13 protein-coding genes and 2 tRNA genes are annotated in these 14,912 nt (G+C 41.0%); 5 read left to right on the forward strand and 10 right to left on the reverse strand.

Annotated elements, in window-relative coordinates; genetic code table 11:
* Positions 1 to 127: 127 nt before the first annotated feature.
* From E3D81_RS06700 to E3D81_RS06720, 5 genes are all read right to left on the reverse strand, one after another.
* Complete coding sequence (locus tag E3D81_RS06700; protein WP_099366085.1) at positions 128 to 3,298, reverse strand: efflux RND transporter permease subunit; 3,171 nt, start codon at positions 3,296 to 3,298, stop codon at positions 128 to 130.
* 26 nt (positions 3,299 to 3,324) lie between these two features.
* Positions 3,325 to 4,383 carry an efflux RND transporter periplasmic adaptor subunit gene (locus tag E3D81_RS06705; protein WP_134776893.1) on the reverse strand — a complete coding sequence of 353 codons (1,059 nt, stop codon included), beginning with the start codon at positions 4,381 to 4,383 and terminating at the stop codon, positions 3,325 to 3,327.
* A gap of 13 nt (positions 4,384 to 4,396) precedes the next feature.
* Positions 4,397 to 5,734: a TolC family protein gene (locus tag E3D81_RS06710; protein ID WP_134776894.1), complete on the reverse strand. Its 1,338-nt coding sequence runs from the start codon at positions 5,732 to 5,734 to the stop codon at positions 4,397 to 4,399.
* Positions 5,735 to 5,738: 4 nt separating this feature from the next.
* Positions 5,739 to 6,341: a TetR/AcrR family transcriptional regulator gene (locus E3D81_RS06715; protein ID WP_134776895.1), complete on the reverse strand. Its 603-nt coding sequence runs from the start codon at positions 6,339 to 6,341 to the stop codon at positions 5,739 to 5,741.
* A 140-nt stretch (positions 6,342 to 6,481) separates the two neighbouring features.
* Positions 6,482 to 7,144 carry an NUDIX hydrolase gene (locus E3D81_RS06720; protein ID WP_099366089.1) on the reverse strand — a complete coding sequence of 221 codons (663 nt, stop codon included), beginning with the start codon at positions 7,142 to 7,144 and terminating at the stop codon, positions 6,482 to 6,484.
* A 139-nt stretch (positions 7,145 to 7,283) separates the two neighbouring features.
* Between E3D81_RS06720 and pfkA the strand changes: the two genes are divergently transcribed.
* Genes pfkA through gap form a run of 3 tightly spaced genes read left to right on the forward strand, consistent with a single transcriptional unit; the run spans position 7,284 to position 10,124 of the window.
* Positions 7,284 to 8,267 (forward strand): 6-phosphofructokinase, encoded by a 984-nt coding sequence (gene pfkA / locus E3D81_RS06725; protein WP_099366090.1) that lies wholly within the window; start codon positions 7,284 to 7,286, stop codon positions 8,265 to 8,267.
* Between the two features lie 3 nt (positions 8,268 to 8,270).
* Entirely contained in the window at positions 8,271 to 9,119 is an 849-nt protein-coding gene (locus E3D81_RS06730; protein WP_134776896.1) for a hypothetical protein, read from the forward strand.
* Positions 9,120 to 9,125: 6 nt separating this feature from the next.
* Positions 9,126 to 10,124 (forward strand): type I glyceraldehyde-3-phosphate dehydrogenase, encoded by a 999-nt coding sequence (gene gap, locus E3D81_RS06735; protein ID WP_099366092.1) that lies wholly within the window; start codon positions 9,126 to 9,128, stop codon positions 10,122 to 10,124.
* Between the two features lie 314 nt (positions 10,125 to 10,438).
* Here the strand turns inward: gap and mnmA are convergent, their stop codons facing one another.
* A complete protein-coding gene (gene mnmA, locus E3D81_RS06740) occupies positions 10,439 to 11,539 on the reverse strand; it encodes a tRNA 2-thiouridine(34) synthase MnmA (protein ID WP_099366093.1) in 1,101 nt (366 codons plus the stop codon).
* Positions 11,540 to 11,724: 185 nt separating this feature from the next.
* Between mnmA and E3D81_RS06745 the strand changes: the two genes are divergently transcribed.
* Positions 11,725 to 11,797: transfer RNA gene (locus E3D81_RS06745), tRNA-Phe, on the forward strand.
* Between the two features lie 97 nt (positions 11,798 to 11,894).
* Here the strand turns inward: E3D81_RS06745 and E3D81_RS06750 are convergent.
* The 4 genes from E3D81_RS06750 to E3D81_RS06765 all read right to left on the reverse strand — a co-directional run bounded on the left by E3D81_RS06750 (position 11,895) and on the right by E3D81_RS06765 (position 14,384).
* Positions 11,895 to 12,878, reverse strand: a complete 984-nt coding sequence (locus tag E3D81_RS06750; protein WP_245153279.1) for a transposase — start codon at positions 12,876 to 12,878, stop codon at positions 11,895 to 11,897.
* The gene (locus tag E3D81_RS06755; protein ID WP_134776497.1) at positions 12,871 to 13,224 is read right to left on the reverse strand and encodes a transposase; all 354 of its coding nucleotides are present in this window, start codon (positions 13,222 to 13,224) and stop codon (positions 12,871 to 12,873) included. Before E3D81_RS06755 ends, E3D81_RS06750 begins: the two co-directional genes overlap by 8 nt.
* 273 nt (positions 13,225 to 13,497) lie before the next feature.
* Positions 13,498 to 13,998 (reverse strand): HAD domain-containing protein, encoded by a 501-nt coding sequence (locus E3D81_RS06760; protein WP_134776897.1) that lies wholly within the window; start codon positions 13,996 to 13,998, stop codon positions 13,498 to 13,500.
* A 2-nt stretch (positions 13,999 to 14,000) separates the two neighbouring features.
* Entirely contained in the window at positions 14,001 to 14,384 is a 384-nt protein-coding gene (locus E3D81_RS06765; RefSeq protein WP_134776898.1) for a hypothetical protein, read from the reverse strand.
* A gap of 265 nt (positions 14,385 to 14,649) precedes the next feature.
* On the opposite strand from E3D81_RS06765, the gene E3D81_RS06770 reads away from it, so the two are divergent.
* A tRNA-Phe gene (locus E3D81_RS06770) sits at positions 14,650 to 14,722 on the forward strand.
* The last annotated feature ends 190 nt before the right edge of the window (positions 14,723 to 14,912 follow it).

The following is a 14,912-nucleotide window of genomic DNA, read 5'->3' on the forward strand; positions in this document are numbered from 1 at the left end:
TTTGTAGGGTAGAAAGTTTTGTAGGGCAGCTAATTATTTCAATTTTCTAAACATTCAGCTACAATTACGAAAAAAGAGGCTGAATCTTTACGATCAGCCTCTTTAAGTATGTGATTTTTAAATTGTTCTAGTTGTGTTTCACATCCATTTCATCCACATAATGTTCGTTCGGAACATAATCGGCATCAATAAGTTCCACATAGTTGGTTTTCTTTTTACTTCCCCAACGGCGGCCCATACTATCAAATAGCGAATAAACCACTGGAACTACCACTAAGGTAAGTAATAGGGAAGATAATAGACCCCCGATAATTACGATAGCCAAACCTTTGTTCATATCTGCACCATCACCTGTTGCCAACGCGATCGGGATCATACCGAATACCATCGCAATGGTCGTCATTAAGATCGGACGAAGACGGGCATGGTTGGCAGCAACCAAGGCATCGTGCGTAGTATCCCCATTATCCTTACGGTGGTTAGCAAAGTCGACCAATAGGATCGCATTCTTCGCCACCAAACCGATCAACATGATGATACCTAAGATGGTAAAGATGTTCAAGGATTGACCAGTCAATGCCAATAAGATCAAGGCTCCAATAAAGGATAGTGGAATCGAGAACATCACGACAAATGGTGTACTGAAACTATCGTACAGGGAAACCATTACCAAGTAAACCAACAGGATAGATGCCAATAATGCCACTCCCAAGGTCCCGAAACCTTCTTGTTGGTTTTCCATGTTACCACCCCAGATATAGACTACTCCTGGCTTACGCTCTAACTTAGAGAACTCTGCTTCCCATTCTCCAGCCACATCCCCTAAGGTACGACCTACAAGAGATGCTTGAACCGAAACAGCTGGCGATTTATCACGACGCTCCAATAAGGAAGGTCCTGAACCGTATCCTACCGTAGCAAATTGCTCTAAGGAAATAGGAACACCTTGTTTGTTGATGAATTTCAATCCCCTCACATCAGCGATGTTAGAACGGCTAGCTTCATCAAAACGGATATTGATATCATATTCATTATCACCTGCACGGAATTTATTGTCTGTATTTCCGGAGAATGCTGTTTGCATGGTCATACCTACGGTAGCCACATCCAAACCTAATGAAGTCATTTTCTCGCGGTCTACCTGCACATTGATTTCAGGGTTACCACCTTCAGAAGTTAATTTCACGTTGGTAGCTCCCGGAACCTTACGAAGTAGGTCTGCTGCTTTCTCAGCAAATTCATTCGCATCTTTCAGGTCAGAACCGATCACGGTCAATTTCAATGGTGCCTGTTCTGCTCCCATCAATCCCATACTCACGAATTTTACCTTCGCTCCTACCAATTCTTTTTCCAATTCACGTTGCAATCTTGCCGCATAAACTTTTGAATTCTCGGTATAGGTATCCTTCATGATCACGTGGATCTCGGATTTATAACGCGTTCCTGAAGTAGAGTTCATACCATCTGAGGACTGACCTACTGTAGTAATGATACGTTCCACTTCTGGCTTATTTTTAATGATATTCTCTGCTTTTTGGGTCAGGAAGTTGGTCTTCTCTAGAGAAGCATCTTTCTCCAACTCAAACTGCATCAGGTATTCCCCTTTGTCCGAAGATGGGAAAAAGTCAGTACCGATATAACCTGCAGGAACCAGGGCACAAGATCCTACCAAAAGGAAAAAGGCGATAAATAAAGTTCCCAACTTGGTCCATCTGTTCTTCAATGACCATTCCAAGATACCGGAGATCCAGTGGGTGAATTTGGTCAATCCAGCTTCAAATCCATGGATGATCTTTCCAAAGAAAGAGTTTGGATTCAAATGCTCTAATTTTCCGAAACGGGAATATAACCAAGGCACCACCGAGAAAGATACCAATAAGGATAGTAAGGTCGATATAATAACCGTTACACAGAACTGCGCAAGGATATTAGCCACCAAACCAGAAGACATCGCGATCGGTAAAAATACCACCACGATAACCAAAGTAATCGCTGTTACGGTAAAACCGATCTCTTTTGCTCCGTCGTAAGCCGCACGCACCTTGTTCTTACCCATCTCCATATGGCGGTGGATATTCTCGATAACAACGATCGCATCATCGACAAGGATACCCACTACTAGGGAAAGTCCTAAAAGGGACATCAAGTTCAGGGTATAACCCATCAACAATAATCCGATAAAGGTCGCGATCAAGGACAATGGAATAGCCACCATGGTAATCGCCGCATTTCTCAAGGAATGCAAGAAGAACAACATGATGAAACCTACCAAGGCAATCGCGATCAATAAGTCATGGATTACGTTATTTGCTGCGTTCAAAGTATAATCTGTCGAGTCATTCGCCAACAATACTTTCACATTGTCTTTCGAATAATCTGTTTCAACCGTTGCAATAGTTTCTTTTACCAACCTGGATACCTCTACCGCATTCGCATCCGACTGCTTGAACACCTGTAACATGATGGTATTCTTTTGGTCTAAACGAGCGATCTTTTCGATCTCTTTGATACCATCCTGTACATCGGCCACATCACGAAGGAAAATCGTTGTTCCAGTCGGAGTAGTAATAGGCAGGTTTCTCAATTCATCAATTGACGTTACTTTACCGGCCAAACGGATGGTGGTACGGTTTTCACGTGTACTCACATTACCTGTAGGGAAATCGAGGTTGGATGATCCGATCACCTGTTGGATCTGACCAATGGATAAGCCATATCCTTCCAATTTCTGTGCATCCACACTGATCTGGATCTCTCTTTCTTCACCACCGATCAGGTCTACTTTCGCAACACCATTGATACGGGCAAAGATCGGTTGGATCTTATTGTCCAGTAAGTCGTAAAGTTGTTTCTCCGATAGGTTGGAAGTCACCGCTAAACTCATAATAGCGACATCATCCAAGGAGAATTTATTCAACGATGGTGCATCAACATCATCTGGTAAATCGTTCAGGATGGCATTGATCTTACGTTGGGCATCGGTCAACAGGAAGTTGACATCGGCTCCGTCGTTCAAGGTAATCATCACCACCGAAACGTTTTCCATGGAAGTAGCTTCCAATTTTTTGATGTTTTCCAAGGAGGAGACGGCATCCTCAATTTTCTTGGTTACGGTATTTTCCACCTCCGTAGGCGAGGCACCTGGATATACAGTTTGCACGGTAATTACGTTTACCTCAAACTTAGGTACCAACTCATACCCCAACTGGGTATAGGAGAATATCCCCCCCAAGGTCAGTATTATAAATAATACGATGATCAGGCTGGGACGTTTTATCGATATTTCAGTAATCTTCATAATAGAATTGTCGTACTTAGCACAAATTATTTAATAACTTCAACCGCAGTTTGATCCAACAAGTTGATCTGACCAGAAGTGATCACCTGATCGCCAGCTTGAAGACCGCTTGTGATTTCGATTAAATCACCAAAGCTTCTACCCGATTGAACTTTTGTTTCGATGGCTTTGCCATTTCTCAATACAAACACCTTGTTATCAGAGATGGAACCTACGAAAGCTGTACGAGGGATAACCAACGCTGAAGCAGTTCCAGAACCGCCGAATACCGCTGTTCCGTACATACCTGCACGAAGGTCATTGTTAGGGTTGTTAGCAATTTCGATCTCTACAGGGAAGTTCAAGCTACCATCAGATTTAGGTGCGATGAACGTAATTCTACCTGTAAATTTCTTGTCGCTGTATACACTAGCCAATACTTCTACTGTCTGTCCGACGCGAAGTGTTGCCACATTTTTCTCATCTACATTAACTCTCAATTTCAAGGTGCTCACATTAACGATATCAAATGCCGGAGTACCTGGACTTACATAAGCACCTGGTTCAATTTTACGGGAATTTACGATACCAGAAACTGATGTTTTGATTGTTACATCACCCGCAGTTAACTTCGCACTTTTCAAGTTGTTCTTTGCGTTTTCGAATTGAAGACGCATCTGATCTACCTGTGCTTGGGTTACACCACCAGTAGTTAATGCACTCTGATAACGTTGAAGGTTGGATTGTGCAATATCGTATGCCGCTTGTGCATTGGATACATTTACATTCAATTTATCACCTTCAACCACCGCTAAGGTTTGACCTGCACCAACTCGTGATCCCTCATCCACCAACACTCTTACTACACGGCCACCTGTTTCTGCAGCTACGGTAACTTCTTGTTTCGGCATAAACGTACCATTGGCTTGGTAAGCTAAGTTCATGGCTTCTGTACGAGCTGTATCAATACGTACAGCTACCGCAGCATTTTTCTCTGCTACCACGGCAGTCTCTGCTTCAACTTTCTTTTTGTTCTTGTTCAAAATCATGAACATCCCTACTAGGGCTGCCCCGATTACTATAATAGCTATTATTGCGCGTTTCATATGGAGTGTTATATTATTCGTTAATTAAAGATTTGATGTTACCGTTCGCTTTGATCAATTGGATCTCGGCAACTTTATAGTTCAATAAAGAGGTGTTCAAGTTATTTTCTGCATCTGCCAAAGCATTCTCTGCATCTAATAGTTCGGTCAATGTGGCCAAACCATTGTGGTAGTTGTTCTGCGTATTGGACAACACATTTTTGGCAAGTTCGATGTTACGGCGGTTATTGTCTACCGTGATCAAACTATTCTTGATCTGTGCTCTTGCGTTTTCTGCTGCAAGGTTCAATCCTAATTTTGCATCTTCTTTATCTACCTGTGCCTTACGGATCTCCACATTTGCCTGGTTGATCTGTGATTTAGTTCTTCCACCACTAAAAATCGGGATGGAAAGGTTCAGACCGATGGCTGAATAAGGAGAGAAATTGGCGTTGCTATTGAAAATTGGAAATTTCTGACCAAATCCTAGATATCCCAAGTTTCCAGTAAAGGATAGGTTCGGGTAATAGTTGGAGATCATCGCTTTCTTGTTCAGCTCCAACAATTCGATCTGCTTATCCAATAACTTGATTTCCGTACGGTTATCCAAGTTGAATTCTGCACTTAGGTAATCGGCTTTGATATCAAAGGTTTCCTTCGGAAGGACAATGTCTTCTGTAATGGGCATACCGATAGCGAATTTCAAGGCATTTTCGCGAAGATCTGCCCCATTGATCACCTGTTGTTTGGAAGCCAAAAGGTTATTGATCGCTACTTCCACACGGTCAAGGTCAATTTTCTTTGCTAAACCAGCATCCACCAAGCCTTTTAAAACATCTCTCGTTTTGATTGTGTTCTGAAGGTTGTTTTCAATCGTCTGCAATTGCATTTCCGATTGGTAAACTTCGTAATACGCATTGGCTACTTTCTCGATCAATTGCTCATCTGTCAGTTCATTGTTGATCTGATAGAATTCGCGAGTCGATTTAGCGGCCTTTAATCCGGTAAACAAGGACTGGTTAAAGATCTGCTGGCTCACTTGCACAACAGCATTGGCTTGCCAAGGTTGTCCAAATGCTACCATGATCGTTTCTCCGGGCCTTCCCATCAAGGCACCATCCAATGCACTTTTCTGAATCAATGGATTATAGGTCAAGGATCCTTGTCCGCTGATCTGCGGCAATGCTCCTGCACGTACTTCAGCAATCTTGTATTCTGAATTCTCCAGGTCCAGTTTTGATTTCTTTGCCTCCGCTTTGTTTTCTAACGCATACTTGACTGCCTCCTGCAACGTCAAGGTTTCTTGCGCATGTAAGAATGTGCCGGTAAAAATACCAGACAACATTAGTGCGATTACTTTTATATTTCTCATGGTGTTAATTGCGATTTATTTTACCATCAAAGATCAATTTTGCCGACCTTTTTTGGCTTTCTAATATTTTATCCACATTGCTATCGTTCGGAATGCCTGTAATCACATCCGCAACGGTATGTAATAGGGCGATGCCTTTCTGTATTTCCGTTAAACAAACGGCTGCCTCGTCTATATTATTCATTTTCAACTCTCCGGCTTCTACAGCTTTGTTCAATAGGCTTTTCAATACTTCCACATCCCTTTTATAGAATTTCTCCATCGTATCGGTCAGATCGATACCTTTGATCCAATCCAAATTCTCATTGATCTGGAACAGGTAGTATTTACGCATGAAACGAGACCTCGTTTCTATGACTTCATTGACCACCTTCAAAATATCACCATTGTATTTTTCAACGATGGCCAATTCCGCTTCATGCAGATCAGAGGCGATCTTGCATAAAACATCAATTATCAAGGATGGTTTGTCCGGATAATAATAATATAGATTTGCTTTTGTAATTCGTAGATCGTCGGCAATCTCGTTCATAGTGGTTTTGTGGAAACCAAAATGTGAGAAGCGCTTTAGCGCCACCTCGATGATCTGATCCTTACGATTCTCCATTTTTACTTTTGTTATTTTTGACTTTTTCTAAAAATTGTTCAAAAGTAAAGAATAGAAAATAAATAATATCATTCCTTTGTCATAAAAACGATTATTAACATTTTCTTAACTTAGGAAGCGTATTTTATGAAGTGTAGAGATTAATCTTGATTGAATTGCTTTTGGAACTTTTTCTTATCAAAGGCATAAAGTTTTGCCGCACGATAGGAAACCCCCTTCTGAAATTCATTAAGTTCTTTGAGATAACCTAAATTATTGATTTTCTTGCGGAAGTTCCTTTTATCCAATTTTTTGTTCAACAAGGCTTCATAAACCTGTTGCAATTGGGTAAGGGTAAATTTGGAGGGTAGTAATTCATAAGGGGTGGTGGAATAACCTACTGTTTTTTTCAAACGATCTAAGCTCAGTTCGATGATCTCGCGGTGGTCAAAAGCCAGGTCTGGAAGTTCATCTACCGAAAACCACTTTAATTGGCGCATATAATCAGAAATGGCGACGATTTTATTCTTCACATCTTCCATCTGTACCAGGGCCATATAAGCCACGGTTAGGATACGGCCTTCAGGATGTCGCTTAACACCGGCAAATGCAGCCAATTGGTCCATGTAGATATCCTTTAAGCCCGTCATTTCAAAGAGAATCCTTGCAACCGCATCTTCCATTTCCTCGTATTTGTTCACAAAATATCCGGGAAGCGCCCACCAATCTTTGTAGGGATATTCGTTACGTTCCGCCAATAACACTTTCAGTTGACCCTCGTCAAATGTCAGTATGACACAATCAATGGTAAAATACGTCTGCAAAATTTAAATCTTATTTAACTGATTAATATAGTCTCATGAATTTATCAACAATAATACTAATTAAACAAACAATTTACTAAAAAAATTTAATAGTGTAAGAAATACACATTATATTCGTAAATCAAAAAAGAAAGACCTAATGAAGCAAATCAAAAGAATTGGTGTTTATACTTCTGGGGGTGATGCTCCCGGGATGAACGCTGCAATTCGCGCAGTAGTCCGGACTGCACTCTATAATGGATTAAAAGTTACAGGCATTTACAGAGGATATGAAGGGATGATCGAGGGGGATTTCAAGGAGATGGTGAGCCGTTCAGTGAGTTCTATCCTGCAAAAGGGAGGAACGGTATTGAAGTCGGCAAGATGCCCGGAATTCCGGACGCCTGAAGGCCGTAAAAAAGCCTATGAAAATATTAAGGAAGCCGAGATCGATGCATTGGTCGCAATCGGTGGTGATGGAACCTTTACCGGAGCGGAAATCTTCTCGCAGGAATACGATATTCCGGTGATGTGTATTCCCGGTACGATCGACAATGATCTATATGGTTCTGACTACACCTTAGGCTTTGATACTGCGAATAATACGGTAATTGATGCGATCGATAAAATTAAAGATACTGCGGCATCACATAATCGTTTATTTTTCGTTGAAGTAATGGGAAGGGACTCCGGATGTATTGCGTTGAACGCTGGGGTTGCCGGTGGTGCCGAAGCCATCATGCTACCTGAAAAGGATACAGCGATCGATGAACTGATCGACATGCTGGAAACAGCAAAACATCGTAATAAGACCTCTATGATCGTTATTGTGGCCGAAGGGGATAAAAATGGTGGAGCTTACCATGTGGCGAAAAGGGTGAATGAAAAATTTGATTATTATGATACAAAAGTTAGTATATTAGGACATTTACAGCGAGGAGGATCCCCAAGCAGTTTTGATAGAGTGCTTGCCACCCGGATGGGATACTTTGCGGTAAACGAACTAATCAAAGGAAATAGAAGTGCAACAGTGGGCATCCGCGGAAGCCAGATCGTATCAACCAGTCTTGAAGAGGCTTTGCGTGGCAAGGAATTCAAACTGGATGAAGAGTTGGTCACTATCTCCCAAGTAATGAACATTTAACATATGATTGCAGTAGTTTTTAGTGGCTCCAGGTACGCCGATTGGCGTTTAGCAGAAAAAGGTAGAATTCTCCATGGCTTCCGTACGACGGGTATCAACCCCTACATACAGGATGAAAGGTTCATTTATCAATTACTCAATAAGAACACCCAATTGATCAACAATGCCGAACGGATCCGTAAGATCTACTTTTTCGGTGCTGGCGCCTCCTCTACCGAGCGTCAGGAAAAGATCGAAAAGGTGTTCAGCCAGTTCTTCAAGAATGCCAAAGTGAAAGTGAGCCATGATGTACTGGCTTCTGCCATTTCGACTTTTGGAAACGAGAAGGGCATTATCGGAATCATTGGTTCCGGATCGAATGCAGCCTATTATAATGGGCGTAAAATCACGGAAAACAATTATGGGCTAGGCTATATTCTTGCGGATGAAGCATCGACCAACTGGCAGGCCAGACAGGTCCTCAAGGATTTTCTGACAGAGGCGATGCCTGCGGGTTTTCGGGACAAGTTCGTAAGGAAGCATGCCATAGACCGAAAAACAATATTGGATAAAACCTACAATACCCCCAATCCGAACATCTTTTTGACCTCTTTTGCGGATTTCATCCTGGAGAACAAGGACGATCCTTATATGGAAGGCATCATCAAGAAAGGATTGGAACTATATGTAAAAACTTATTTGGTACCGCTTTCCGAAGCGTATCCGGATGCAACAATCAACTTCACAGGCTCGGTGGCAAATAATTATGCCGACTGGCTGACGGAGATCGTTCAAGATCACCATCTGGCCATAGGTACGATTATACGGGAACCTGTTCAAAACCTATTAAAATATTATTTAAATAAAAATTAGTTAGAAATGAAAATTGGAATTAACGGATTTGGCCGTATCGGCCGCTTAGCTTTTAGAGCTGCTGTTAAACGCAGCGATATTGAAGTAGTAGGTATCAATGACCTAGTTGAGCCTGATTACTTAGCATATATGTTGAAATACGATTCTACACATGGTAAATTCGATGGTACAGTAGAAGTGAAAGATGGACATTTGGTAGTAAACGGAAAAGAGATCCGTATTACTGCAGAGAAAGATCCTGCGAACCTGAAATGGGATGAAGTAGGTGCTGAAGTGATCATCGAATCTACAGGTTTCTTCTTGACCAAAGAATTGGCACAGAAACACATTGATGCTGGTGCGAAAAAAGTAATCATGTCTGCTCCTGCAAAAGATGATACCCCTACTTTCGTAATGGGTGTTAACCATAAAGATCTTAAAGCAGAATACACAATCGTTTCAAATGCTTCATGTACTACGAACTGTTTAGCACCTCTTGCGAAAGTGTTGAACGATAAGTTTGGTATTGTTGAAGGATTGATGACTACAGTACATGCGGTTACTGCAACTCAAAAAACAGTGGATGGTCCTTCAGCGAAAGACTGGAGAGGTGGACGTGGTGCTTACCAGAACATCATCCCTTCTTCTACAGGTGCAGCGAAAGCAGTTGGATTGGTATTGCCTGAATTGAAAGGTAAATTGACAGGTATGTCGTTACGCGTTCCTACGGCGGATGTTTCTGTAGTGGATTTAACGGTACGTTTGGAAAAAGCAGCTTCTTATGAGGATATCAAAAAAGCAATGAAAGATGCTTCAGAAGGCGAATTGAAAGGTATTTTAGGATATACAGAAGATGCAGTGGTTTCTACTGATTTCTTAGGTGATCCTCGCACTTCCATCTTTGATGCGGAGGCTGGTATTTCCTTGAATGATCACTTCGTGAAAGTAGTTTCATGGTATGATAATGAATGGGGTTACTCGAATAAGATCATTGATTTAGCGCAAGAAGTAGCTAAGTTAGGGTAGTGATAACGCCATTGCGAGGCTATTAACACGTCATTGCGAGGCACTCATTACCGCGTCATTCCGACACGGCCGTCATTGCGAGGCACTCATTACCGCGTCATTGCGAGGCACGAAGCAATCTTTCGCCGTGTCATCCTGAGCGCAGTCGAAGGATCTGTACGGAGAGAAATATACGAACAGATGCTTCGACTATGCTCAGCATGACATGCTTAGTAAAATACTTAAGAAAAGATTGCTTCGTCGTACCTCCTCGCAATGACGAAAAAAGGGATCCAAATGGATCCCTTTTCTATTTCTATCTAATTCCTAACTCACTAAAACTCTTCCTTCATCAAAAATCCGCCGCCCAACAAATCATCTCCCTCATAAAACACCGCAGATTGTCCTGGCGCAATACCCTTCACCGTATGGGTAAAATCCACCTTCATAATATCCCCTTGTTGGGTAATGGTAGACAATGCACCAGCATCCTTATATCTAATCTTCGTAATAGCCTCCATAGGCTCCTCAATCGAAGCATATTTCACCAGATTAATATTCTTCACAAAAGCTTGGGTTCTTTCCAATTCATGCTCTTCACCCAACACCACCGAATTACTTTCCGGAAGGATCTGGATCACAAACATCGGTTTACCCAAAGCAATCCCCAAACCTTTACGCTGTCCGATCGTGAAATAAGGATAGCCGATATGCTTCCCTACCACAGTACCATCCGACAACAAAAAGTTCCCTGGTCCAATCTCTTGATCCAACGTAGGTCTTTTATGTCTTAAGAACGAACGGTAATCATTATCCGGAACGAAACAGATCTCATAACTCTCCGATTTATTGGCAAGCTCTTTCTGCCCCATATCCAATGCCATCTGACGGATTTCAGATTTCGCGAATTTCCCCAATGGGAACTGCGTCCTGGCAAGGTTCTCCTGTGACACCCCCCAAAGTACGTAAGATTGGTCTTTATGTTCATCCTTACCTTTGGAGATCACATAGCGACCATTATCATGTTGCCTGATATTGGCATAATGTCCTGTTGCGATAAATTCACAATCCAATTTATCAGCGCGTTTCATCAACGCTTCCCATTTGATGTGGGTGTTACATAACACGCAAGGATTTGGCGTACGACCAGCAATATATTCATCCACAAAATTATCAATCACAAAATCGCCGAATTCATCGCGGATATCGAGAATATAGTGTGGGAAACCATAGTTTACCGCCAGCATGCGAGCATCATTGATACTATCCAAGCTGCAGCAACCCGTTTCCTTTGAAGAGCCACCAGAACTTGCATAATCCCATGTTTTCATCGTAATACCGATGACCTCATACCCTTGTTCGTGTAGCATGACAGCAGCAACGGAGCTATCCACTCCCCCACTCATTGCTACCAATACTCTTCCTTTTTTACTCATATTAATTTATTGAGCTGCAAAGATACCGTTAATTCACGATTCACAATGTTTATTTCGTGTAATTTTATCTCAATCAAAATCAAGACATTGCTGAAAAGGGATAAACTTTTTGGGCGAAAAGTTTTAGAATTCGAAAAAAGACGGTACATTTGCATCGCAAGTCCGGTAACGGATTAGCAAAAAAAGGTGCCATAGCTCAGTTGGTAGAGCAAAGGACTGAAAATCCTTGTGTCGCTGGTTCGAATCCAGCTGGCACCACAAAAAAGCTCGTCGGAAGACGAGCTTTTTTTGTGGGTATTTAGTATTGAGTATTTAGTAGTTAGGATCATACCGAAAGTTTGGGGGGTAAAGATTTTTAAGCATATAATTTCATCACTCTGTACAGGAAGAATGTTGTGTCCCTTACGCCACGAAAGACACTCCTAAAAGCTTTGAGTTTTGCATTGAAAGATTCTGCCGAGGCATTGGTGCTTCTGTTATCGAAGTAGTGTAGTATATATTGGTGATGTGCTGCAATGGATCTTGCCACGCTCTCAAAGGAAGCAATGCCCGCATTCTCAACCTGATTGTGCCACAGACCTAGCTTTGTAAAAGCTATCTTTTTGTCCCTGCATTTGTTGAATATGTCACCCAGGGCAATTCCAAGATCATAAGCCTGTTTTAGCTTGGGAAACCGCAGGAACAACAGTTCAGCTCGGTTTTTCTGGCTTTCCGACCATCTGCTTGGATGTTTGAACAGCAGGTGTCTCGACCTGGCCAATAGCTGTTTGAGCGTATCACCATTGGGCAACAATTCGGGTTCATATGGGATCCCTCTCTTTCGCGACTCCATTATCTTCTTGCTTTCTGCATCCAGGACTTCCCAACGATATTTGATACGGAGTTCCTGTACTGCATCATAGGCCAGTTTTTGGACATGGAACCGATCGACCACACGTCTGGCATTCCTGAAACACCTTCGGATAGCCTTGGCCATGTTGGGGGCCATATCCATGGTCACCTCCTTTACCCTGTTCCGTGAGCGCAAGGGTATCCGATCAAGAACAGCCATGATATCCTCAGCCTTAGTGCCCTTAATAGTTGCCAGGATCGTTCCTTTACGCCCCTTTGCCGATTTACTGCTAACAATGGTATATAACTCACCATTGCTGAAGCTGGTCTCATCTATGCTCAGATGTTCCGAGATGTTTTCAGGAAACAATGTCCAGCTCTCGGCATGAGGTTTTTGGTCCCAATCATGGAAATCACTGAGGTGGTTCTTGTACTGATCCTGGAGTTGCTTGCCGTCCATTTGGAAGAATAATCCTACCAATTGGGTGCTTACAGGATGGTTATCCAAATATCTTCTTTAAAAAAAGCCCGAATTCCGTAGTCATTCGAGCACCCTCACGCACAAGGTTCCAATCTCTTGTAATGATCTGTCCGGTATCCAGGACCGTCCAGCGACGACGACGGATATGTAGCGTAACTTTCTGGCCTCGAATGGGAAAGTCCGAGATCTCGGTGGAAGGCATGAAGCCCTTTGACTCCAACCTGTTGTTCTCATAGCCTGTCGGAGCAATATTAAGTTCATCTAAATAAATATGGAGCTGATTGTCGACCTGATCGACTTCTATGATCTGAAAGTATACCAAAAGCCCTTCGGGCATCAACAAGGATAGTAATTTACGTTCGGCTTCTTGCAAGGGATAACTGTTTTAAAGATGCTAAACTAAGAAATTTTTAGTATTCCCCCCCAAGGATTCAGCTTGATCCAGTAGTTAGACCTGTGGCGCCTCTGCCCATTGTTGTTTTCTGAAGTTCATTTTATATTGGTTCTTCTTAATCCTGAAGGAAGAACAAGAACATTGTCAGGAACTTGCGCGGAAAACAAGTAGACAAAAACTGAAAGAGATTTTAGGCATCTAAGATTGAATTACGTAATTATACATATCGACATACCCTCCCAATTGTGGAGGCTATATTTTTATACTTTTGGTTTTACGATTTAATACTTCTTTTAAAGGATTAATATTATTTAAGCCTGTATAGGGATTGGTTAAGACCAATCTTTCTTTGAATTTATTTGGCAAATCATTCAAGGATTTATCATCATCAATAATGATAATATCTTCTGATCTATAATTATGGAATTGTATATAATTAAAAATTTCTGTTCTTCTATTTATTGGTAATCGGATGTTATTATCCTTATTTACAATTGAGCTGTTATTACCAAGGATACTTACATTTTTAAATTTTAGTCCTCTCCTATGAAATATTTGTTTCCACTGCGCAATGTTATATTTAAATCGATGTGATGTAGACAAAATAATTTCATCCTTGCTGGTATATAAAATTGATTTTAGAATATCCACTGCTAATTCATTAAACTTATAAAACCCATCATCCTCTAGCTCCACCTTTCTATGGGGATTAGCATGAACCATTACGCCATCAATATCCAAAAAAACAATCATAATTACTTTCTTTTAAATTCTTCTAACCATTCTCCATCAAAAATAAATCTTCTATTCTTATATAAATGAACATCCCAATCGTTGTCAAAATCAATAGCTAAGTTACTATATTCTAAAGGATTATCCGAATTATTACTAGAAGATTCGATTATGCTAAATTCTATTCCTGCTAATAAATAAGCTATATAACGATGGTTACCTTCAACAATAATCATCTTGTTATAACAAGCTTTAATATCTTTAAAGTAATAATTTCGCTTGCATCTGCTATAGATTCTTTTAATAATATGGAAGCAAATTTTCTTTTGAATTGTCTTAAATCCAAATTTATAGGATTCCATAAAATTTTGAAATTCTTGCTTTGTTAGCTCATTTTTTGCTTCCAAAATAACTACCTAAAGGTTATAATAATTTAATAAATAACTCCTCCATTATACGATGCTTACCACATAAGCGATACTTCTGAAATAAAAACAATGCATCAATTTTAGGTTAACTTTCAAAATCGCGGTTTAAATCGTTTAAAAGATGATTTTATCCTACTCATTTTCTGATGATTAATAAATAGTTTTATACGAATATTTGCATAATAGCTCAAGATTACTACCTTTGTAGCGTTGTCAATCAAATTCGATTAACACAAGAATAAAAGGTGCCATAGCTCAGTTGGTAGAGCAAAGGACTGAAAATCCTTGTGTCGCTGGTTCGAATCCAGCTGGCACCACTGAAAAAAGCTCGTCTTCCGACGAGCTTTTTTAGTATTTAGTAGGGAGTATTTAGTAGGTAGACCTATGGCGGTTGAGACACATACTCCGTCATTGCGAGGAACGAAGCAATCTCTATTCACCTTTGCAATCCATCATGGTTCGAGACTTATAAACTAAGCAAAAAACCTTAACCTAAATTATCCATTT

The organism is Sphingobacterium sp. CZ-2, from assembly GCF_004526235.1.
GTDB lineage: Bacteria > Bacteroidota > Bacteroidia > Sphingobacteriales > Sphingobacteriaceae > Sphingobacterium > Sphingobacterium tenebrionis.